Source organism: Gluconobacter japonicus (assembly GCF_015244665.1).
In the GTDB taxonomy this organism is placed as follows: Bacteria; Pseudomonadota; Alphaproteobacteria; order Acetobacterales; family Acetobacteraceae; genus Gluconobacter; species Gluconobacter japonicus.
Genome location: NZ_JABCQN010000013.1, coordinates 1 through 19,645 on the forward strand (window position 1 = coordinate 1; position 19,645 = coordinate 19,645).

Consider the following 19,645-nt stretch of genomic DNA (forward strand, 5'->3'; position numbering starts at 1 on the left):
AATCTCTTGCGGAGAAAGACGGTTCCTAAAAGACGGAGTTTGGTTCCTAAAAGACGGAAAGGGGTTCCTAAAAGACGGAGTTTGGTTCCTAAAAGACGGAATTTTCACAGGAGAGCGGGGCAGATTAAGGTTTCCCGCCTTAAAGCTGCTGCTTCTCCGTCTATTAGGAACCCAAAGAAGAATGCTGCTTCTCTGAACGGTACCTCATGATTAAAAGCGGTCCCTCTCGCCCACTTTCTTCGTAAAGATCATATTCAGGCAAGTCGTTCCGTTTAACAAACTCTCTAAGTTCGTATGAACATCTTTTAAAAGTTCCTTGGCTACCACTACGTTCATAAATTAACCGGAATGACCATTTAGCTTCATTTTTCCCAGCTGCCACTCTTGCCAATCTATACAAAAATCTTCCGAGACCAGGTTTTAAAAGGAAATAATCTGGATGGACGGTAAGAACTTCAGGATTTTCTGACTCTACTACTGCCGAATATAGCCAGTTAGGAAGCTCTATCTCTACAGCCATTACACGCCCAGTATCTGCATATGATATGGTCTTGTAATCGTTTATTAAACCAGATCCTGTAGTTTCTCGGATTGTACGGCCACCCCTAGTTTTCTTTTCGCCACGGACTATTTCAAGAGAAGTTTGTTTAAGGCGCCGCAAAGCTGATTCAACTGCTTCATATTGCCTACCGCCATCAGATTGGCGACAAAATTTTAATATATCTGATACCTGAGGAGAAAAAATGCGCCCAGGCTTCTCTCCTAGTCCAGACCGATATTTGTTCATTGCTTCGGTTAAGTATGAAATACCCATCAAAATTATATCATAGTCCCAAATAGACGCCATGCCATCAGGGCCACTAGTTATACGTACATAACCATCAGGGAGATGATGTATCATTACATCATTTGCGCGTTTGTCTTTTTTAGATAGACGAAATACTGCGACATCCATAACACCACGGTTATCTTTTGTCGCAAGATCGTATAATCCGGGAACAAAAAAATCCCCTTGCTCTTGGGCAGAGGGAGCAGAACGAAAAGTTTTGCTAGAAGGATCTTTTTTAATATCCATAAAATATTCTTTCCATTCTAATTAGATATTAATATCATTTAAAAACATCTCCTTCTAAGGCTCTATAAATAGCCATATTTATAATTCCTGCACGGGCCTGCCCGGTTCTTTTAGCAATTTCGTCAACGCGCTTCAGTAGTTCTGGGGCAATCGTCAGACTGATTTGTCGCTTATGTCCTTTAGGTATGCCCTTGTTGTATGCTTCTGGAGTTGAGTGTGTGAAAATCCCACCGTCCGGTGCACCTGCAATGAATGCGTCCTCTACCGAAGGAGGCGTAGGTCTCTGGGGTCTTTTTAAGATAGCCATAACAATATCCTTATGATTCGTTTTTAATATTAAAAACGTATTCAACTAATTTTGAAAGCTCTTTACACGCCTTTACGTCTTTTACGGGCATCTCTGAAACACATAATCCTGCCCCACTAGCGTTACTGAATGCTTTTCGGCGGCGGATAGGCATATCTAAATATCGAAACTGCTTCACTTCTGACACAGCAGATGCTGCTTCTGAATTATCCGATGAATATAATCCCGGATCTGCTTGGTTCATAACAGCAAAGCAGTTTAAGCCGTCTCGGACGCTGCGTGCCTCATCAACTAGCTTAGCCATATCATCGAGAGCCCATACATCGTATGAGCGTGGGGCGAATGGAACTAATAAAACATCTGATAAAATTAATGAGGCGCGTAGAGCTGTAGAATCTCTGCCTCCTGCATCTATAATGATATCATCCCATTTGTTCTTCTGCTGTTGAATTTGTCCTCGTAGAGTAGGACCGTCTGAATATTGTGCGCAGGCAATTCCAGGCTTTTGATTTGCTTCTGTGCGAATGGAAATCGCCGAGGCTGCTGTTCCTTGACGATCTCCATCGATCAACCAGACATCTCGTCCTTGAAGCGCTCTGAAAATAGCGATTTGAACTGCAAGGGTGGTTTTCCCTACGCCGCCTTTCGTATTGCCAACAGTGAGAATCATAAGACCTTCCTTTAATGTTCTTTTAATATTAAAAGAACATTTTATAGACATTCAAAATGGTTTCTAAAAATATGTTTTAGATTGACCACATTTTCCTGGCAATAGTCTGCTCCTCGTCGCCGGAGGCGTTGGCATAGATGGCAGTGGTAGAGAGCTGGGCATGGCCGAGCCATTTCTGCACGAGATTGAGCGGAATGCCGGTGGAAACGGCCGCCACGCCAAAGGCATGCCGCAGGCCCTTGGGGGAGGCCGCGGGGCCAGACAGACCGGCCTCGGCCATGACCCGGTGCACCATCCGCCAGCCGGTCATGCGGGCTACCGGCCACAGACGCAGGGAGTAACCCCGGTCCCGACGTGTCCGCGCTTCACGGACACCATGCACCAAATCCAGGGCTTCGAGCAGGGCAGGGGGGACGGGCACGGCCCGGTAAATCCCGTCCTGACGCTTCTTCAGACTTTCAAACACCAGCACGCCGCCGGCCAGATCCACCCGGTCGGCGGTCAGGGCCAGAGCCTCGGACAGGCGGCATCCCGACCAGGCCAGGGTCATGGCAAGGGTGCGGACATCGCGCGGTGCCCGCTCGGCCACTTTCAGGAAAGCGGTGCGCTCGGAAACGGTCAGATATTTCCGCGCCCCCGAAGGATCAAACAGCTGCATCCCCGCCTGCGGCGCCACGCCGCCGCCAGACGGACCCTTCCTGTCAAATCCCCGAGGTGCAGGAGCCTGAGGCTCCTGCCGGGAGCGCGAGGGCAGCGCCCTCGTTTTCACCGTCACATCGCTTGCTGTCATCCGTCCATGTCCTCTCGATAACCCCGACGCTGCTTCACCTGCACCCAACGGACCAGCTCTTTCTGAGCGGCAACCGGATCGCCGAAACGCTCCCGCCGCTCCTGACCGGTGGTCCCCAGACGCCCCCAGGACCGGACAAGGACAGTGCCGCCGAAGAGATCATCCTGCAGGGTCAGACGGTAGAACCGCCAGCAGTTGGTCGCCGGGTCGATCCGCTGCAGACGGGCGCTTTCAGGGAAGAGGCTGAACTGGCGGGGCGGGGCCGTTTGCGGAGCTTTGGGCATCAGATCCCGAAAAGTGTAACAAGTCCGGATCCGGACCGTCAGGGGCTTTTTCTCTAGGGATACGGGTTTTCGGCGATTTTTCGCTGATCGTGAGAGCGGGACGGGAAGGAGCAGTGTGCTCAGGCATGGGACCGGAAGGAGCAGGATGTTACACTATAGGTAATAGTGTAACATCCTGCTGGTGATATGCACCGAAAAAGAGTTTTTTATTCCCGGCTTTTGCTGAAGAGAGTTGCCAACTGTGCAACAGGTTCTCCCAGTTCGGTGGGCAGCAAGAACCAGGTGGCATGGCCCGTGGAAACGGGGTGACCCAGATCAGAAGGATTATCGATCTCGCCATTCCAACGAATGCCAATACGTTCTTCTCCATCGTAGTGCATTCGAGCTAATGACCACCAGCCGTCTGGGTGAATATAGAAAACCTTTAAAGACGAAGGGGCAATATGGGACTTAGGGCTGAGAACTTTAGAAGGATGCATGATTAATTCCTTTAGATATTGGGCATAGTGTTCAATAGGGCCTTGAGTACCTTTAAGCGTTCAAGGGTAGCTTCCCGCTCTTGGCGGCACTGACTGTTGACCGGCTCAAGCCGACGCAAAACAATCTCTTCGTTCTGATGAATAAATGTTTTTGCCGGAACAGCCACAGTATCAGGCCAGTCATGTTGCATGACGAGAGCCTGAAGAATAGTCATATCAATATTACGATGAGTTGGAAGCTCTTCGCTCTGACGGCTCCATTTATCTTCAGGTTTACGCCACGATTTTACAGATATAGGCGTATCTTCTCCTTCCCTATACTGAGCTATACCAACTCCCAAATACTTGCAGTCTGTATGATTACTATACCGACCATCAAAGCCTTCATAAGGCAGGAGATAGAGGCAGCGATGCTTAAGATGGGTCGGAGGTGGAGAGTTGAGTAACGTTGGCGTTGTCTCGCTGGTTGGGGCAATAAGTGGATTCATAATCCTTATCCATAAAGTTCTTTTATAAAAACATTTTATAAATATGTTTTTGTGGATGTAAAGTCTTTTCAGACCATAACTGCTTCCGAAACCCACAGCACCCCTGATGAGCTTCTTATCGTTGACGAATATGACGATCAGGCAGGGCAGAGAATTCGTGCGGTTGGGGGGGGACGTGCTGGCCCCGGAATATTTTGTGCCATCAGCTGTCATATCCTGCTTTCAATTAAGCCACCCGCTACTCACACGACGATCATCCAACTCTGCCAGGCCGGGAGCCGGTGAGAGGATGGTCGAAAACGTACGGTAAGCGATACCGTATGTGAGACGTTGATTTCGAGACGGATTATGTGACCGGAATTCAACTGTTTTCGAAGTATCTGACAGCAGCCACATAAACGCTCGTTAAAGTGACACACAGCCGGAAAGATGGCTGCCTTCCGCTATTTTTCCTAGCATGCGATTTCTTAGCGTACGTTTTCGAACAGAATCTCATCGCCTCGCCCCCCCCAGGAGGCTACGTCAGAAAATATGGCTTCAGCGGAATTTTTCTTTATTGTTGACTCTCGCCATGTATGAGCATAGAAATCGACTTAACATGGCCGTCCCCGCTGTTGTTTCTGAGCGCAAGCTCAGGATATCAAGGGACGGCCTTCTTTTTTCAGGCAAATGCTTCCGCCTTATATCAAGCTCCATCTTAGTTTCGCCGATCAAGTCGCTCTCCTGATACAACGGGGCTTAGGAGTTACCGACCAGGCGAAAGCAACCGATCATTTGCGCAGAATAGGTTACGGTCGGCTCTCCCCCTATCTGGAAACGTTCCAGCAGCTTGTGCCCGATCCCACAGATCCTTCCAAGACCATTCGCAGTCCGCAATTCCAGGCTAGCGCCGAGTTCCGTCATGCGGTCGATCTCTACCTATTCGATAAGCAGCTTCGCCTCCTGTTCCTCGATGCGATCGAACGGATCGAAGTGGCATTGCGGGTGGATCTCGCACACACGCTCGGCAAGCGCGACCCGTGGGCACACCGTTCGGTCCAGTTTCTCGATAGTCGTCGCGCAACAATCCCTCTCAAAAACTCCGGGCGACCGCGTCATGACGTTTGGCTGGACAAAGCCGACAACGCCATCCGCCGGTCACAGGAAGAGTGGGTGGCCGACTTTTTCAATACATACAGCTCAGACCTACCGATTTGGATGGCTGTTGAAACATGGGATTTTGGTACCCTCTCTTGGCTTCTGGAAATGGCACACCCGAATGATCGTTTTGCGATCGCCAAGCAGTATGGATTGCTTCCCGATACGTTTGTAAGCTGGATTAGGTGTCTCGCCTTTGTACGCAATATCAGCGCGCACCACTCTCGCCTCTGGAACACGGGTATGGTCAATCAGCCTGCGGTCCCCAAACCATTCGAAGCGGCAACTGTGGTGCATATTGGCACAGCACCCATACAACGAACCCGTGTATACGGTGCAGCCACTGTCGCAAGCTATCTCGTCAAAAAACTGAGTGCGCAGACATCATGGAGCGGCCGGATGCGAGAGCACTGGCTCGCATTCCCGCACATGCCCCTTGCGAATGCGGGCCAGGGCGGTTTTCTCACGGGATGGAATACACTCCCGATCTGGGCTTAACACGTATCTCGATAGAGACGACATCAGAAGCAGAAGGCTTCTGGTATTGTTCTGTATTCGAACGTATCGCGGTGCTAGTGGGTGTTATGCGCCTGGAGGGAGCGAAAAACTCTTTGGCGCTGACCCGCTCTGTGTAATTCCATTTCCCGTGCGTTGCTTGGGGATATGGATCATGAGGCAGCCGGGTTTCTTTGATGTTGAAGCGCGGCTTGCTCGATTGAGCGGGCTTCGTGATCAACTCGAAGCCTTTCCCGGACTGTGGATTTTGAAATGTTCCGCTCTGACCTGGAGCAGATTCTGGCCTATCAGACGGCAGTAATAGGCGGGCGTACGCCGTTTGATCCGGTGCAAATCCTGGTAATCCAGACACTAAATAATCTCTCCGATGAGCGGACAGAGTATCTGATCAATGGCTGCCTCTCTTTCATGCGCTTTTTAGGATGAAGACACGAAAGTGTATTTTACGTACGCTTAGGGTGCACACCTATAGAACTGCCCACATTGAGGTTCACGCAACAAGTAGGGACGCAGGCACCCAAAGCGATCGTAACGCACCAATTTCGGGTTGCTCATCGACATGGCAGGTTCGAAGAACCCTTGTTTGGTAAGGCTGGCTCGTATTTTTCGATTTTTGGCGTACTGATTGATGGTTTCTGCGATGGCATCCGATCTGCGTTTTGAGCAGAGAGAAAGCTTCCTGCTCTGGATTGCTACGCTGTAGCACTGATCCGTTCCAGAAAGAGGAACCGTCGTATATTGTAGACGATATTGGCCAGCCCGATCCTCATGGTGGCCCGTATGATACCGACAGTTCGGATGAATAGTCCGGTCTGTGATTTCTGATCTGCAAAGACATGATCAACGAGTGATCAGATCACGGACTTGCCTGCATTGGATTGCTGGATATGGCGGGGCATGGGTTTGAGGTGCGGCTTTTTCCTGTAAACCTTCGAGACGAAACCCTCTTTGTCCATGAAGGATATCGTCCGTCGAAGGTTCTTCGGTGGGGTCTTCCCCTTCGGACGGACATCTTCGATTAAAGGCTCCCAGATGGACCAGGCCTGATCCAGAAAAAACAGACTGCGTCATGCTCATCATAAGCAACTATGCAGTCCGTTCAGTTATTCAAGGCCTAACAGGCCCTAGAGCCGGTCTCCACGGAAACACCCAGCACTTCATAGCCCGCACGTTCAGCAAACCGCTTCAGCTCGTCCTTCTGGCGCACGCAGGACTGATCGTCCGTGGAAACCTGGCAATAGATGACCGCGCGCTGTCCCATTTGAACCCTCCCGGAAAAACCACCATGTAGCCCTTGATACACCGTGGCTCCGGTCTGTCCCAATTTGACTATAATATAGCCGTAACAAATCTTGACTTTATATTTCTCATGGATATCAAGGCACCTAAATTAATTTAGGGCATAGCGTAGATAGGGTGGCGGTAACAGTGCAGAGAATAGCGAAGAAACAACACTCATCCGCCCGTTGCTTGGCCGTGACCGTGCTACCAGCTTGATCCTCCCGACCCGGAAGAATAATCCACTCAGCTAGTGTGATTACGTGCATTAATTGCCGCATCCTGCCTCTATTTCCCAATTGAATTGAATCGCGATGACTTACTCCTCTGTAAAAATAGATACTACATCCGAAAAAACATCTAATTTGCAGCATATTCTCCCGGTATCCATTCCAAACTCTAGCACAACGAAGTCAAATCGCTGGAAATTTCTGCGGTCTCCGCTTTTCTTGACGGTTGTTGCTGTTCCAAATTTTATTGCTATGACGTATTGGGGGCTTATTGCCTCTCCTGTTTTTCAGTCAGACACCATTGTCATTGTCACCAATCCCAACAAAGATTCTGACAGCCTGACATCCCTTTTGGCCGGGAATGCCGGCGCCTCCACGTCAGGGGCATGGATCCTTAAAAATCGTCTTTTGTCATGGGACGAATTTAAGTCCATCGATACGAAATTCCATATCGCTGAAACCTACAAACACGGCGATTTTGTCGCACGTGCTGGTGGTCTTTCCAGCTTCTGGCGCACGGATGATATTGCTCTGTGGCACTATTACCAAAGCATGGTTGGCATCACGATTGATGAACAGACCGGCATCACGCAGGTGAATGTCAAAGGTTGGAATTCAAAAGACGCTTATGAAATCTCTCAGACCCTCATTCAGGATGGCATCACCCACCTTAATCACCTGAATGAAGAGGAAGATAACGATTTCATTTCATCCGCCACACAAGAATCAGAACGCCTGCAAAAGCAGCTGGCTGAAGATGAACACGCCATTTCACAATGGCGGTCTCAGCATGGCTATTTAAGCCCTGTTTCTGACTATACCTCCCTGGCGGATCAGGCTGTGCAACTCACGACAAAGCACATTGAACTGAACAGCCAGTATCAATCGATTGTCAGAAACGCACCGGGCAATCCTTCTGCGTCTTCTCTCAAGACGCAGATGAGCGTGATTGAAAATGCAAGCGCTGATGCGCGCACGGCATCTCAGGCCATCTTCCCGGTTGCTATTGAATATGAAACGCTGGACCTGAAACGGGAAACCGACAGCAAGCTGATGGTTGCCGCAGAAACTGCGCTACAGGAAGCCCGGATCAAGTCCGCACAAAACCACTACTACCTGAAAACAGTGAGTCATCCTTCAGAGCCTCATGCTCCATCAGGTCCTCAGCGCCTGAAATGGATTCTTCTTGTTCTCGTTATCAGTCTGATCCTGCGCGCGCTGCTCGCTTAAAAGCCGCTCTCTTTTCTTTCTGATTTCATTCGCACGGACCTGATATTCAATGACCACATCATGGGCTCGCCTGAAAATTGCAGGCACTCTTGCTCTTTGCCTTGGAAGCACCGCCCTCCTGCAGGGCTGTTCTCTTCCAAATGCAGGCCCGCTGGCTGGAGAGATGGAAGATACCAAGGGCGTGGAAATCATTCCCGTCACGCCGGAACTGGCCCTGAGCATGACACGGCAGTTGCAGGCGGAAGAACAGAGAAAACTGACTGACGCACTGGCAAAACTTGCCAATGCGCCTCCTGTACGAGACTACACGCTGCAACCTGGCGATACCGTCGATGTCGCTCTGTGGAGCTTTGCTGACGGTGCCAGCACTGTTCAGACAGCCCCCACTACGCCAGGACCGCAGGCCACAAAGCTTGGTACCTTCCAGATTGATACGGCAGGTACAATCACTCTGCCCTATGCTGGCCGCATTGCCATTGCGCATCATACCCCCAATGCGGCGCGGGATATTATTGCCCACCGGTACGCACAGCTTGGCATTGTTCACGCACCAGACGTGACAATTAACAGCTCTGCCAGCCAGAACGGTATTATTGTCACCGGGTCCACAGGGGAGCCGAAAGTCCTCTCCTGGAACCCGGGTGGCATTACACTTGCCCGCGCCATTACTCTCACGCTCGGCAACGGCACGACAACTCTGAGCGAAAACAGCGCGTTGGATACCAGCACAAACGCAATCAGCGTCGCCATTATCCGTCAGGGAGAGGAAGTTGACCTTCCCGTTCCTGATGCTCTGAACCGTGATATTCCGTTGCGCCCTGCGGATAAAATCATCATGCGTCGTGAACCGGCCGTGCAGGTTACGGTTATTGGTGGCGGTGTCTCGCGTGATGGGCTCTATGGTTTTTCAAAACCGCAGAGTCTGGCAGCAACCATTGCCGGAGCACAGGGGCTCAACCCGAACGCCGCGAACAGCACGCGTATTTTTGTCTTCAGGCAGCAGCCGGATAATCAGAAGCCTCTGCTCTATATTTTCTCTTGGAAGGATGGCAACGGGCTGATTGCGGCACAGCGTTTCCCGGTCAGAGATCAGGATATTGTCTACGTTGCGGAATCCCCCATCGTACCAATCTCTCGTGTTCTGAACACGATCTTCCAGATGGCTCTTCCTGCGACAATCGCCAGATAAGATATTCTTCATGGATTTCGCGCCGTATCTGACACTTGCGGGGCTAGACGCATCTCAAGCCAAACACGTCGCGCAGCGCATCACCTCGTGGGATGAACTGCACGAATGGCTTGATGCACATGCCCCGGAGGATACAACACCCCTGCCCCGGCGTACCTCCATTGGCACGCCCTTTATGGAAACATCCTGGAAGACCGCTCTCAAAAGGCGATTTTCCAGACTACAGGAAGATGGGCAGCCAGTAGGGGAAGAGCCGCTATGGCCCGCCGTTGTTGAACGGCGGAGACGAGTGTCTCTAATTACCACCCTTTTTCTGACCGTGTCCCTGACACTGCTTGCCGATGCCACGCTGACGGCTGAGCATATCACACCCTTACTCAAGACAGCTTATCTGCTTTTATACAGCATCATGAGCTATTTCATGATTGCGACTTTTGCAAAACTTGCAATCGGGTCATGGCACGCTTTACGCGGGCCGTCAGGGAACCCCTGGCATCCTGCTCATAGTGCAACAGAACCACGGTCAGATGCACGGGTTGCCGTTCTCTTCCCTGTGTACCATGAGGACCCGGCACGCGTTGTGGCGGGGATGATTGCAACGGCGCAATCCATTTGCCGGTATGCGCCAGAGCACACACAGCATTATGAATTTTTCCTCCTCTCGGACAGCAGAAAGCCGGGCTACAGAATTGCAGAACTGGCAGCGCTGAATCAGGCACAGGCAGCCTGTCCGGACATCCTGTTCCATTATCGGTGGAGAACATCCAACGATCACGCCAAGCTCGGGAATGTCATCGATTTTTGCCGCCGCTGGGGCAAGGCGTACGAGTACATGCTGGTCATGGATGCAGACAGCCTCATGAAGGGGAACACCATTCATCAGCTCCTGCGCATGATGGAAGGCAACCACCGGCTGGGCATTCTGCAAACAAACCCGACCCCCATTTTGCGGGAAAGCTTTTTTGGCCGGATGCAGCAGTTTGCGGGAAGACTTTACGGATCTGCCTTCTCCTACAGCCTGCAAGCTATGTACATGGGCCATGCCAGCTATATCGGCCACAATGCGCTCATCCGCATGCAGGCCTTTATTGACCATTGCATTCTGCCTGACCTGCCCGGCAAAACCCCGTGGGGCGGCAAGCCACTCAGTCATGATATTATTGAAGCCGCCCTTATGGCCCGCGCTGGGTATGAAGTCTGGTTTCTGCCTGATATGGGCGGAAGCTATGAGGAAATACCAGCCAATATTCTTGGCTTCCTGATCCGCGAGCGGCGCTGGATGCAGGGCAACCTGCAACATGCTCGCTTTTTGTTCCTTGAGGGTCTTAAGCCGCTGCATCGGGAAAACTTCCTGAGTGGTTTTATGGGCTACATGTCAGCTCCCCTCTGGGCGGCCTTTCTGATTATTTCTGCGACATCCATGGTGTCTTATCTGCAAACCGGCCGCCTTGCAGAAGGCACGATTGCGCAGATTGAAGTGCCGTCCATCATGATGCTGGCAGCCTCTGTCGTCTTCCTGTTCTCACCACGTATTCTGGCAATCTGCCTGAATATCAAACGGGAAAAATCCTACCTATTTGGCGGCAAGCACAAACTAGTGCTTTCCACGCTGGCCGAAACAGTATTCTCCTTCTTCTTCGCTCCGTTGATGATGGCGTTCATCACCCGGTTTGTCTGGTTCTGGGTCAAACGGAAAAGTATTTCATGGGGCACCCAGCAACGCGATGATGAGGCCCTCCCATGGACCATCTGTTTCAGGCATTTCGGCTGGACAAGTGGTGTTGGCATTATCGCCACAGCCATCCTGTTCTATCAGCTCCAGAAAGTTCCGGCACAGGCTATTGCGCTGCTTTCCGTTGCATCGGGCCACTGGCTACGGCCGGAAAGCATGTTTATCTGGTTTTTCCCAATTCTGGCCGGACTGGGGGCAAGTGTTCTTATCGCCCGTGTGACCAGCCGTACTTTTCCGTTCCTGAAGAAAGCCGGATGGTTCATGATTCCTGAAGAAGTGATTGTTCCTCAGGAAATCACCGATATGGAACATTGGAATACGCACTTGGTTTCCACCATTCCTGACCCGGAAAAACTTCAAGACTGTGTACGTTACGCGCTTCTGGACCAACTTTTCTACATCAAGCAGAGAGCCAGAACGCGATACAGACCACTGGTATCTAAAGCTGTTCTAAAAAAAATCCATAATTCCGAACAATTATCTATTTCGGAATTCATGCTCGCACTAGGAGATACTGACTGCATTGATGCTCTGCACCAGATTTCTTGGATAAATACTATCAATTACCAATCTAGAGTCTTCTAAAAACCTCTTGGTATTGAGGCGTAAACTATGATTCCATTTTTTTTCGGTTTTTATTGGAGGAATGGCGCTATGAAACAACCGCAGGAACTCGATAAGGAAATTCCCTGAGATTAAAAGATGCCTCGGCAATCCGGGAAACAGCTTCTTCACGCTCAACGGGATTCATGCGCAAAATTCCATACGTTCGAAAAACAGATCATACATTTCATGCGCCACCTGACACCTCCAGGAAGAGGCGGACCAGAGGTGCGTTGATATAATAATTGCTCCGCCCTGAACGGTGCTTGGACAGCAAACCTTTCTCTGAAAGCTGGTCGAGATACTTCCCTGCCGTCTGACGCGCGATGTTCAGATCCACCTGGACATACTCGATTTTCGTGTAAGGGTGTCGGAACAAGTTGTTCAGCAGCTCCTGGCTGTAAATTTTGGGCAGCTCTGTGCGCATCCGCTGTTTCATGGTGGCCATCTGCGCCCGCATGCCCTCAATCAGCTCCAGGGTGATCCTGGATGTCTCGGCCACGGCACGCAGTATGTAGAGGATCCACGCCTCCCATGCCCCTTCATCCCGCACCGTCTGCAACAGGCGATAATACTCATCCTTATGCCGTGTAATGTAGCGCGACAGGTAGAGGATCGGGATATCCAGAAGGCCGGTCCTAGTCAGATACAACACGTTCAGGATCCGCCCGACCCGACCATTTCCATCCGGGAACGGGTGAATGCTCTCAAACTGATGGTGGATCAGGGCCATCTTGATGAGCGGATCCAGATCACAAAGCTCGTCATCATTCACAAACCGCTCCAGATCCGACATATGCCCGATAATCTCTCGTCCATCCTGCGGCGGCACAAAGACTATTTCCCCCGTGCGCTCGTTCTTCAGGGCCGTTCCTGGTGTGTTTCGAAACCCATCCTCCCGCTTCTTGAGCCTCTGGAAAATCGCGATCAGCCCCTTGTTCAGGATCAGGCCATCGGTTTCTTTCAGCTGCCGAAACCCCAGATGTAAGGCATCACGATAGAGGGCGACTTCCTTGGCCGCCACTGAGTCCGGTCCCTCAGGAAACAGATCCGCCTGGAAAAGTTCATCCTGGGTGGTGACGATATTCTCGATTTCCGAGGACGCCTTGGCTTCCTGCAAAGCCAGCGTATCGATCAGGATCCCCTGATTGGGAATAGTTGCCGCCCGCCCCTTCAGTTCTGCCAAAGCCCGGTTGGCCTCAACCAGCGCCTTGAGAACCGGAACCGTTTCTATCTCCGTCTGAGGCGGCAAGGGCCGAATAGAGTAGGTTGGCGTTAACATCACATCCTGACGTGGTAGCGATATGCGTTTTTTCTAACACGTTGGGATAATCCGTCAAAGAAATCCGGTTCCTTTAACATGCTAGGGCGCAGAGCATTTTCCCTGTATTCAATAAAGCTCATCCCGGTTTGGCTTCTTACGATGAACAACGTTCGTCCCGCTTCCAGGAAAGCGCCCTGTTCGCCTTTCCTCCCAGCTCAGGCGGTGTTCTTTGACCGGCTCACTCTCTTTCTCTTTTGCCTGCTCAACGACCGGAACAGGCTGGATGGTGGCTCTGGATACCTCTTTCAAAACAGGTGCGGCTTTCACTTGAAGAGCCCGCCGGACCCGCTCCCGAAAGGCTGGCAGCGGAATATCGAACGCCTCTCCATAACGATCCAGAAACCAGAGACGGATCGATTCATACGACCAGCGTTCCGTGATGAATGTCCGGATCTGTTCCACTTCCCGGATCAGCAGCACCCGACAGGCATCCCGTCCACGGGGTATGGATAAACCTGGCTCACGACCTGCTTTCACAACGGCCATTGTTTCTCCCTCAGAGGGATTCGGTGCCGAAATAGCAGGCTCTTTCCCGAAAGAAGCTTTCCCCATAAGCAACCGCTGCACGACCTGCGCCGCAGGAATGGTCTCATCAGACCGGAAGCGCACGTAACCCGGGCGTGCCGGTGGCTCCCAGGACTTTGCCTTCCGTCTGATCCGCCCCCAGTCATCTTTTGCAAAACGATGCAGTTCAAAAACCTGCTGCCGCACCCCCTTGAACCCCGGAAGCCGCACCAGACGCGCCATGACAGCCTTGATGGCATCGTCATCCCGTGTCGTCCGGATCGCAGCCTGGATCTCTTCCTGCCACGCCTGCACACGCTCTCTGGTCATCCGCCAGGACCAAGACACTTTCCCGTTCGGGGTCGGAAGCTGCACCAGCTCGAACTCCGTTCCCCAGCACAGCCGACCTTTTCTCTCTGAAACCTTCCGGCGTCCATGCTCCTGCTGAAAGGCCGCATTCTCGCCCTCGGTAAACAGAAGCCACCATAGGAAACGCGTCGTTCCCTGTTCAGGATAGGCAAAGAAACGTACACCGGTCGCGCCCTGCCTGCGCTGACGGCACCGCTGCCAGCGGGACAGTCCTGTGTCATAGCGCTCTGCAAATTTCTCTTCGAGCGCCAGAAATTTCTCGGCCGCGACAACTCCCGAGACATGCCAGACATACCCACGGGCCACGGCACTCTGAAGGGCCTGCATGACGGATGTCTTGTGCACCGGGATCTGCATCTCTCACCTTCACTCAATCCCTGAAACCGCAGTTTTCAACGGCATCTCGAAAACTCATGGAAACGGTCGAATATGTTCGATAAGACATGATAACTCACGATTTCGCAACATCATATAAATTAGAAATTCCCGATAAAAAATGAGTTTCGCAACTTTATAATAGGAAGTTCCTCATGCGAATGAGAGAAACGTGCCTTCCGCACATCTGACTTGACCCTGGGCCAGAGAAATTTTCATACTGGAAAACGGATGGAGAGATGCCTCGCGAAAAAGACAATCTCCCCACCCTTAGCCTACAGACAACTACTCAGCGGGTGACTTCAGAGCGGCCCCAACCGCTTGCCCCAAGGCTCAGGACACTAGGGGATGTCCTGAGCCTCTACGCTCTCTCCTCAGCAGACACATCAAACCGCCAGCCAGAACAGGCAGGAGAGAGGAAAAGCTCTCGGTCAGGGGCGTTCGTGCCAGGGAACCGTGCGCTTTTCTCCGAGATCGTGAGGATCAATTTCAATCCCGGCTTTCAGCAGGGCGCGCATCAGCACCTCTTTCTGGGTTATGTCCCGAAGAGCGGCTGTCCGGCTCAACGCCCGGATGGTTGTCTCAGTGACTTTTACATTGAGATTGACGGTTTTCTGGCGCGGCTGCGGCATGGATACCTTCCTGGCAAGAGAGAGGAAATGCGGGGGAATAAATAATTACATATTATAGTTGATAAACTTATAGTGTGTAAGTCGTCACGGTCCCTGCATGGACATGAAACGACTTGTCGGGAAGAATTTTGCCCGTCTCAGGCAGGAGAAAGGTCTGACACAGGAGCAGGTGGAAGAACGCTCCGGGTTCAGCCAGCAGTATCTGAGCGGTCTGGAGCGGGGTCACCGCAACCCGACAGTCGTGACACTGTATGAACTGGCGCAGGCGCTTGAAACGACGCCTGTAGAGTTCCTGAAGCCATTCAGCCTTGACTGAACATTCCTGCCGGAAAGCAAACGTGAGAAACTGCGCGCGTTGATGGAGACCCGCAGGCTGCTCTGGATCTGAACAGAAGACATCATCATGAAACAACTGTCGCTGATTTTCATGACCCTGACGCTTCTTCTTTTACCAGCTTCAGGCTTTGCCCGGAATACAGGAGACTGGCTGCCTCAGTCAGGAGTTAAATCGCCCTATAGCCCTTTGGCCGTTCCAACAACGTTGAAGCCAGTCCCGGACTCTCTGGCGAGCCTGTTGACCAAAGGCTACCGGATTACGACTACAGCGGATTATGGCGGCTCAGGAGCCCTTTTCACGTTGTTCCGGCAAAAGCAGACCGTGCTCTGCGTTCTGACGGCCCCGACGCCGGGAACAGATCAGAACGTCCCGACATCACGCTGCTGGTCGCTGAATGAACCGACGTCAGAGGCAGTGAAAAAGTAACGGATGAAGAGGCAGTCTGAGAAACATCAGCAAGAGATGTCAGATATTGTTCAGACTGCTTCGATAGGCCCGGGATAGGCCTGTACAAGCGGATCATGGGTCAACAGCAGAAGCCCCTCTACTGTCGCCTGGGCCACGAGGATGCGATCAAAGGGATCCCGATGGACATCAGGAAGCTGCCCGACCGCCAGGGCATGCTGACCGGTGATAGGCAGTTCTTCATAGCCGTTTTCAATCAGACCGCGTCGTAGCAGATGGGGATCGATCTGGAAGTCTGCCCGTCCCAGCCCGGTCTTGATGGTGATCTCCCAGAGACTGGCCGCACTGAAGACCAGAACATTGTCCGGATCTTCCATCAGGGTTCTCGCCCGTGCTGACAGCTTATCAGGTTCTCCGGCAGCCCAGAGCAAAAGATGGGTGTCCAGAAGCAGCTTCATGCCGGACCGTCGAACAGAGAGATGACATCGTCCTGGCCCATGCGATCAAAGTCCTCCGGAACCCGGATCTGTCCGGACAGAAACCCCAGACGGCGCTTCTGTGTCTCTTCGGGCGCAGTAATCGGACTGACACGCACCATGGGCCGACCGGCTTTGGCAATGATGAAGCTTTCGCCCTTCATGGCGGCCTCAAGCAACCGGGACAGATGGGTCTTGGCTTCGTGAATATTGACCGTCCGCATGACAGAACCTTTCTTCTTCGCACCAGACCAACTTAGTTTTTTGAGTTTAGTTTATCAAGGCGGCGGCGCCTCAAAGCACAACGCTCTCTCGGCTCCTGCACCGTTCTGCACGAACGGTGCAATGGTCTATGAAGAGACCCGTTTGAACGCCTCGGAGTTGCCTCGCTACTGCCTCGTATAGGCCTCACAATGGCCTCGAACCCGCTTCGAAGAGGCCACGAAGCGGTCTCATTCTGAGAACCGCACTCTCGGAATAGTGAAGGCTATCAGGAGGGCAGCAACGTCTTCCCTGTGTCCAAATTGGACACGAGGAAGACACTGAACATCCACAGAAGCCGTCAAACATACAGGATGGTCTCTGTAGCAGAGCAATCATCCTGACAACATTTGCGCGTGTCAGCTGCTCACTTTCCTATTCTGGGCCACGGCTTCTAGAGAGAGTTTGAAGGATCTGTCTGCTGAGTGCCTTTCAAAGACATGACGCGATATTGCGCCAGTCTGGTCATGACTGGTCCAGTGACCAGACCCAGACCGATGGTCAGCCCAGCAGCAGGGAGGAGCATGACAAGCAGTCCCTGCATCAGCGGATCCATAACACTCTTCCTTCTTCAAGTCAGGACTCACGACCTGTTTTCACCGTCTGAATAAGGGTTTGTTCAAATCTCGACAACGAGTGCGTCGTCAAATCCCGGAACCGAGAACAGCGGGCCGGCCGGGTTTGCAAGGACCCGGGTCCCACTGGCATGACGGTGCTCCTGCCGGGTATGGATATGACCATGGATCCACAAAGCAATCCGGAAGCGCTCCATCAGGCCGGACAGATCAGAAGCGAACAGCCCGGCTCCTGACTGACGGCGCAGGCTTTCCGGCAGACACGCTGCCAGAGGTGCATGATGGGTGACCACCACGACCGGCAGCCCGGACGACGTCTCTGACAGACACTGCTCAAGCCGGGCACGGTGAGCATGATGCAGGGTCGCTTCATCCCCATGCGTGATACAGCCCTCACCAGAAGGCCGCAGAACCCCTTCCCCTGTTGTCTGGTGCGGATCCACTGGGACAGGAGCCAGAGCCCCATCCGCCCAGAGGGTGAGGCCTGTGAACCGGATCCCGGCCAGCACGACCTCTGTTCCGTCCAGGAGGTGGACTGTTGTTCCGGCTGTCGCCTGTCTCAGACGCTTCTGCGCCTGGTCCGGGGTCATCCCCCAGGCTTCATGGTTACCGGCGACGAACACAGCCGGACGGCCACCCGCCAGACGGTTGAGCGTTGCCACGGCTTTTTCTGGTTCGCCCCGCCAGAGATCACCTGCCGCCACCAACACATCGAACTCCGGGCGGATCGGATCATAGCCATCCGGAAACGGTACAGCCTCAAGATGGAGATCAGACAAAACCCACAGGCGGGTCATAACCCTGAACCGGATTGGTCCAGGACTACTGATCCTGTCCGGTTTTAGCCGTGTCAGGCGTCTTGTCCGTTCCCCACTGGCTCACATCATGGGCTGCTTTTCTGGTCCAGGCGGCAGTGTCATGCGCCGCGTCCTTCGTTCCGGCTTTTGTAGCCTTCCAGCCTTTTTCACTTTCCCGGCCGGTCCAGTGTGCGGCTTTGGTTGTGCCGTCCTTTGTGGCATCCCATCCTTTGACGCTTTCCTTTTTGGTCCAGCGGGTAGCATCAGAGGCATCCTGACGCACGGTGGTCCAGGATTGCCGGACGCTGCGGCACAGATCGGTTTCACAGGGTTTCTCAGAGGTCTCAGCCGCCAGAGCGGCAGAAGACAGGGTCATGCCGGCCAGAAGCATGGCAGACGACGTACGGAACCGGATCGACATCAGGAGACTCCCTGTTTGTGAAAGAGATCAGAGTGACACTCTGCCATGCTTCGGACAAGGACCGCCTCAGACCCGGCTGGTAAAGCGGTCTGCAGCTTCGACAAGACGAACTGTAATATCGACGTCCCGTTGATAGATGTCAGAGCGAAGAAAGCGAACCTCCTCTTCAACCTCTTCAGGCGGTCTGTCGATGAACCAGGCTTTGGGTCGGCCGTCAGAACCATCGTTCCAACGGTAGCCACGAGCCTTGAGCGTATCCTTGAGCTCAAAGGGCGCATATTCGGCCCACAGACGCGTCCAGACCGTCCTGGCCCGTTCCAGCAGGAGAGATAGGGCAGAGCGGTTCTCCGGGAAGCCTGTGTGGCCCAGAAGGGCAATGGCAGCCTGACAGTCATCCACGGCGCGATGCCCGTCGAAGAAAAATCCGGCCTGGAGACCCAGATGCCCCAGTTTGCGTCCTTCAAAGCCTGCCTGATCCCAAGGAACGTCTTCCAGAGAGCAGGCCCAGGGTTTGTTCACAAAGGCCGGACAGAAACGTTCGAGAAAAGGACGATCAAACGTTGCGTTATGAGCAATCACCAGACTGGCATCCGGGGCGAATGCCGTCACCTCGTCGGGCGAGACGGTCTGTCCAGCCAGTCGTTCTGGTGTCAGTCCTGTCAGATCCTGAACAAAGGCAGGCACGGGAATGGCAGGTTCCCGCAGTCGGCTGAAGGCTGGCAGGGTTCCAATGAGAAGGCCATCGATGCGGTAGATGAACGGGACCATACCGATTTCGATGATTTCGTCCTGACGGGGATCAAGGCCGGTGGTCTCCAGATCGACGAACAGACCGGTCCGCAGTCCCCTGCCCTCGGGTTTACGGCCCAGAACGGAAGGACTCAGGCGTCTGAGCACCCGGTAATCTTCCGAGGCCTCCAGGCGATCAGCCAGAGCTTCTAAAGCACGGTCAGGAGGAGGAAAGTTATCCACAGGCATTTGGGTTTCAAGTAGTTTTAAATGTTTTAAATAGTTTTAGGAAAAAAAAGTTCGATTTTATTGTTTTTTTTCAATCTCTTGCGGAGAAAGACGGTTCCTAAAAGACGGAGTTTGGTTCCTAAAAGACGGAAAGGGGTTCCTAAAAGACGGAGTTTGGTTCCTAAAAGACGGAATTTTCACAGG

General features: G+C 52.6%; 22 protein-coding genes and 3 pseudogenes. 7 read left to right on the top strand and 18 right to left on the bottom strand.

The genetic code is table 11. The features are described from left to right. Positions 1-163: 163 nt before the first annotated feature. The 7 genes from HKD32_RS14785 to HKD32_RS14815 all read right to left on the bottom strand — a co-directional run bounded on the left by HKD32_RS14785 (position 164) and on the right by HKD32_RS14815 (position 4,306). The gene (locus tag HKD32_RS14785) at positions 164-1,075 is read right to left on the bottom strand and encodes a replication initiator protein A (RefSeq protein ID WP_081107019.1); all 912 of its coding nucleotides are present in this window, start codon (positions 1,073-1,075) and stop codon (positions 164-166) included. A gap of 34 nt (positions 1,076-1,109) precedes the next feature. Further along, positions 1,110-1,382 (bottom strand): ribbon-helix-helix domain-containing protein, encoded by a 273-nt coding sequence (locus HKD32_RS14790; protein WP_010505781.1) that lies wholly within the window; start codon positions 1,380-1,382, stop codon positions 1,110-1,112. A 10-nt stretch (positions 1,383-1,392) separates the two neighbouring features. Beyond that, on the bottom strand, positions 1,393-2,052 hold the full coding sequence (locus HKD32_RS14795; RefSeq protein WP_194258376.1) for an AAA family ATPase: 660 nt from the start codon (positions 2,050-2,052) through the stop codon (positions 1,393-1,395). A 76-nt stretch (positions 2,053-2,128) separates the two neighbouring features. Beyond that, positions 2,129-2,710, bottom strand: a complete 582-nt coding sequence (locus tag HKD32_RS14800; protein ID WP_194258393.1) for a tyrosine-type recombinase/integrase — start codon at positions 2,708-2,710, stop codon at positions 2,129-2,131. 128 nt (positions 2,711-2,838) lie between these two features. Then, positions 2,839-3,126: a WGR domain-containing protein gene (locus tag HKD32_RS14805; RefSeq protein WP_194258377.1), complete on the bottom strand. Its 288-nt coding sequence runs from the start codon at positions 3,124-3,126 to the stop codon at positions 2,839-2,841. Between the two features lie 206 nt (positions 3,127-3,332). Continuing rightward, positions 3,333-3,605 (bottom strand): hypothetical protein, encoded by a 273-nt coding sequence (locus HKD32_RS14810; protein ID WP_040133476.1) that lies wholly within the window; start codon positions 3,603-3,605, stop codon positions 3,333-3,335. 11 nt (positions 3,606-3,616) lie between these two features. Next, positions 3,617-4,306 carry a DUF6530 family protein gene (locus HKD32_RS14815; protein WP_194258378.1) on the bottom strand — a complete coding sequence of 230 codons (690 nt, stop codon included), beginning with the start codon at positions 4,304-4,306 and terminating at the stop codon, positions 3,617-3,619. Between the two features lie 561 nt (positions 4,307-4,867). On the opposite strand from HKD32_RS14815, the gene HKD32_RS14820 reads away from it, so the two are divergent. Further along, positions 4,868-5,728, top strand: a complete 861-nt coding sequence (locus HKD32_RS14820; protein WP_235678171.1) for an Abi family protein — start codon at positions 4,868-4,870, stop codon at positions 5,726-5,728. A 172-nt stretch (positions 5,729-5,900) separates the two neighbouring features. Further along, positions 5,901-6,169 (top strand): annotated as a pseudogene (locus HKD32_RS14825) (transposase); the annotation flags it as partial. A gap of 269 nt (positions 6,170-6,438) precedes the next feature. Here HKD32_RS14825 and HKD32_RS14830 read toward each other — a convergent pair. Together HKD32_RS14830 and HKD32_RS14835 are read right to left on the bottom strand one after the other, a co-directional pair. Then, positions 6,439-6,705: pseudogene (locus HKD32_RS14830) on the bottom strand (IS5/IS1182 family transposase); the annotation flags it as partial. A 167-nt stretch (positions 6,706-6,872) separates the two neighbouring features. Beyond that, positions 6,873-7,007: pseudogene (locus tag HKD32_RS14835) on the bottom strand (recombinase family protein); the annotation flags it as partial. A 466-nt stretch (positions 7,008-7,473) separates the two neighbouring features. Here HKD32_RS14835 and HKD32_RS14840 point away from each other — a divergent pair. From HKD32_RS14840 to mdoH, 3 genes are read left to right on the top strand one after another with little or no spacing between them, the layout of a single operon-like run. Further along, positions 7,474-8,484, top strand: a complete 1,011-nt coding sequence (locus HKD32_RS14840) for a hypothetical protein (RefSeq protein WP_194258380.1) — start codon at positions 7,474-7,476, stop codon at positions 8,482-8,484. A 49-nt stretch (positions 8,485-8,533) separates the two neighbouring features. Then, entirely contained in the window at positions 8,534-9,673 is a 1,140-nt protein-coding gene (locus HKD32_RS14845; protein WP_194258381.1) for a polysaccharide biosynthesis/export family protein, read from the top strand. 10 nt (positions 9,674-9,683) lie between these two features. Further along, entirely contained in the window at positions 9,684-11,990 is a 2,307-nt protein-coding gene (gene mdoH, locus HKD32_RS14850) for a glucans biosynthesis glucosyltransferase MdoH (RefSeq protein WP_194258382.1), read from the top strand. 205 nt (positions 11,991-12,195) lie between these two features. Here the strand turns inward: mdoH and HKD32_RS14855 are convergent, their stop codons facing one another. The 3 genes from HKD32_RS14855 to HKD32_RS14865 all read right to left on the bottom strand — a co-directional run bounded on the left by HKD32_RS14855 (position 12,196) and on the right by HKD32_RS14865 (position 15,212). Next, complete coding sequence (locus tag HKD32_RS14855; protein WP_194258383.1) at positions 12,196-13,290, bottom strand: Fic family protein; 1,095 nt, start codon at positions 13,288-13,290, stop codon at positions 12,196-12,198. A 108-nt stretch (positions 13,291-13,398) separates the two neighbouring features. Continuing rightward, entirely contained in the window at positions 13,399-14,562 is a 1,164-nt protein-coding gene (locus tag HKD32_RS14860) for a hypothetical protein (RefSeq protein ID WP_194258384.1), read from the bottom strand. Positions 14,563-15,011: 449 nt separating this feature from the next. Next, a complete protein-coding gene (locus tag HKD32_RS14865; RefSeq protein WP_194258385.1) occupies positions 15,012-15,212 on the bottom strand; it encodes a hypothetical protein in 201 nt (66 codons plus the stop codon). A 103-nt stretch (positions 15,213-15,315) separates the two neighbouring features. On the opposite strand from HKD32_RS14865, the gene HKD32_RS14870 reads away from it, so the two are divergent. Both HKD32_RS14870 and HKD32_RS14875 read left to right on the top strand, forming a co-directional pair. Next, positions 15,316-15,528, top strand: coding sequence for a helix-turn-helix domain-containing protein (locus tag HKD32_RS14870; RefSeq protein WP_415505009.1), 213 nt, complete (start codon positions 15,316-15,318; stop codon positions 15,526-15,528). A gap of 87 nt (positions 15,529-15,615) precedes the next feature. After that, positions 15,616-15,975 (top strand): hypothetical protein, encoded by a 360-nt coding sequence (locus tag HKD32_RS14875; protein WP_194258386.1) that lies wholly within the window; start codon positions 15,616-15,618, stop codon positions 15,973-15,975. Between the two features lie 50 nt (positions 15,976-16,025). On the opposite strand, the gene HKD32_RS14880 is transcribed toward HKD32_RS14875, so the two are convergent. The 6 genes from HKD32_RS14880 to HKD32_RS14905 form a co-directional block, all read right to left on the bottom strand. Further along, on the bottom strand, positions 16,026-16,412 hold the full coding sequence (locus tag HKD32_RS14880; RefSeq protein ID WP_194258387.1) for a type II toxin-antitoxin system VapC family toxin: 387 nt from the start codon (positions 16,410-16,412) through the stop codon (positions 16,026-16,028). After that, a complete protein-coding gene (locus HKD32_RS14885) occupies positions 16,409-16,654 on the bottom strand; it encodes a type II toxin-antitoxin system Phd/YefM family antitoxin (RefSeq protein WP_194258388.1) in 246 nt (81 codons plus the stop codon). The genes HKD32_RS14880 and HKD32_RS14885 overlap by 4 nt, the downstream gene beginning before the upstream one ends. 431 nt (positions 16,655-17,085) lie before the next feature. Then, a complete protein-coding gene (locus tag HKD32_RS14890; protein WP_194258389.1) occupies positions 17,086-17,247 on the bottom strand; it encodes a hypothetical protein in 162 nt (53 codons plus the stop codon). A 63-nt stretch (positions 17,248-17,310) separates the two neighbouring features. Continuing rightward, positions 17,311-18,063 carry a metallophosphoesterase gene (locus HKD32_RS14895; protein ID WP_194258390.1) on the bottom strand — a complete coding sequence of 251 codons (753 nt, stop codon included), beginning with the start codon at positions 18,061-18,063 and terminating at the stop codon, positions 17,311-17,313. 25 nt (positions 18,064-18,088) lie between these two features. Then, positions 18,089-18,484, bottom strand: coding sequence for a hypothetical protein (locus HKD32_RS14900; RefSeq protein ID WP_194258391.1), 396 nt, complete (start codon positions 18,482-18,484; stop codon positions 18,089-18,091). A gap of 66 nt (positions 18,485-18,550) precedes the next feature. Beyond that, complete coding sequence (locus HKD32_RS14905; protein ID WP_194258392.1) at positions 18,551-19,462, bottom strand: 3'-5' exonuclease; 912 nt, start codon at positions 19,460-19,462, stop codon at positions 18,551-18,553. Positions 19,463-19,645: the final 183 nt, after the last annotated feature.

Bases quoted from the DNA above. Each gene is read 5' to 3' on its own strand.
- HKD32_RS14785 (WP_081107019.1), bottom strand. From the start codon at position 1,075: ATGGATATTAAAAAAGATCCTTCTAGCAAAACTTTTCGTTCTGCTCCC.
- HKD32_RS14790 (WP_010505781.1), bottom strand. From the start codon at position 1,382: ATGGCTATCTTAAAAAGACCCCAGAGACCTACGCCTCCTTCGGTAGAG.
- HKD32_RS14795 (WP_194258376.1), bottom strand. From the start codon at position 2,052: ATGATTCTCACTGTTGGCAATACGAAAGGCGGCGTAGGGAAAACCACC.
- HKD32_RS14800 (WP_194258393.1), bottom strand. From the start codon at position 2,710: ATGCAGCTGTTTGATCCTTCGGGGGCGCGGAAATATCTGACCGTTTCC.
- HKD32_RS14805 (WP_194258377.1), bottom strand. From the start codon at position 3,126: ATGCCCAAAGCTCCGCAAACGGCCCCGCCCCGCCAGTTCAGCCTCTTC.
- HKD32_RS14810 (WP_040133476.1), bottom strand. From the start codon at position 3,605: ATGCATCCTTCTAAAGTTCTCAGCCCTAAGTCCCATATTGCCCCTTCG.
- HKD32_RS14815 (WP_194258378.1), bottom strand. From the start codon at position 4,306: ATGACAGCTGATGGCACAAAATATTCCGGGGCCAGCACGTCCCCCCCC.
- HKD32_RS14845 (WP_194258381.1), top strand. From the start codon at position 8,534: ATGACCACATCATGGGCTCGCCTGAAAATTGCAGGCACTCTTGCTCTT.
- mdoH (WP_194258382.1), top strand. From the start codon at position 9,684: ATGGATTTCGCGCCGTATCTGACACTTGCGGGGCTAGACGCATCTCAA.
- HKD32_RS14855 (WP_194258383.1), bottom strand. From the start codon at position 13,290: ATGTTAACGCCAACCTACTCTATTCGGCCCTTGCCGCCTCAGACGGAG.
- HKD32_RS14860 (WP_194258384.1), bottom strand. From the start codon at position 14,562: ATGCAGATCCCGGTGCACAAGACATCCGTCATGCAGGCCCTTCAGAGT.
- HKD32_RS14865 (WP_194258385.1), bottom strand. From the start codon at position 15,212: ATGCCGCAGCCGCGCCAGAAAACCGTCAATCTCAATGTAAAAGTCACT.
- HKD32_RS14870 (WP_415505009.1), top strand. From the start codon at position 15,316: ATGAAACGACTTGTCGGGAAGAATTTTGCCCGTCTCAGGCAGGAGAAA.
- HKD32_RS14875 (WP_194258386.1), top strand. From the start codon at position 15,616: ATGAAACAACTGTCGCTGATTTTCATGACCCTGACGCTTCTTCTTTTA.
- HKD32_RS14880 (WP_194258387.1), bottom strand. From the start codon at position 16,412: ATGAAGCTGCTTCTGGACACCCATCTTTTGCTCTGGGCTGCCGGAGAA.
- HKD32_RS14885 (WP_194258388.1), bottom strand. From the start codon at position 16,654: ATGCGGACGGTCAATATTCACGAAGCCAAGACCCATCTGTCCCGGTTG.
- HKD32_RS14890 (WP_194258389.1), bottom strand. From the start codon at position 17,247: ATGGATCCGCTGATGCAGGGACTGCTTGTCATGCTCCTCCCTGCTGCT.
- HKD32_RS14895 (WP_194258390.1), bottom strand. From the start codon at position 18,063: ATGACCCGCCTGTGGGTTTTGTCTGATCTCCATCTTGAGGCTGTACCG.
- HKD32_RS14900 (WP_194258391.1), bottom strand. From the start codon at position 18,484: ATGTCGATCCGGTTCCGTACGTCGTCTGCCATGCTTCTGGCCGGCATG.
- HKD32_RS14905 (WP_194258392.1), bottom strand. From the start codon at position 19,462: ATGCCTGTGGATAACTTTCCTCCTCCTGACCGTGCTTTAGAAGCTCTG.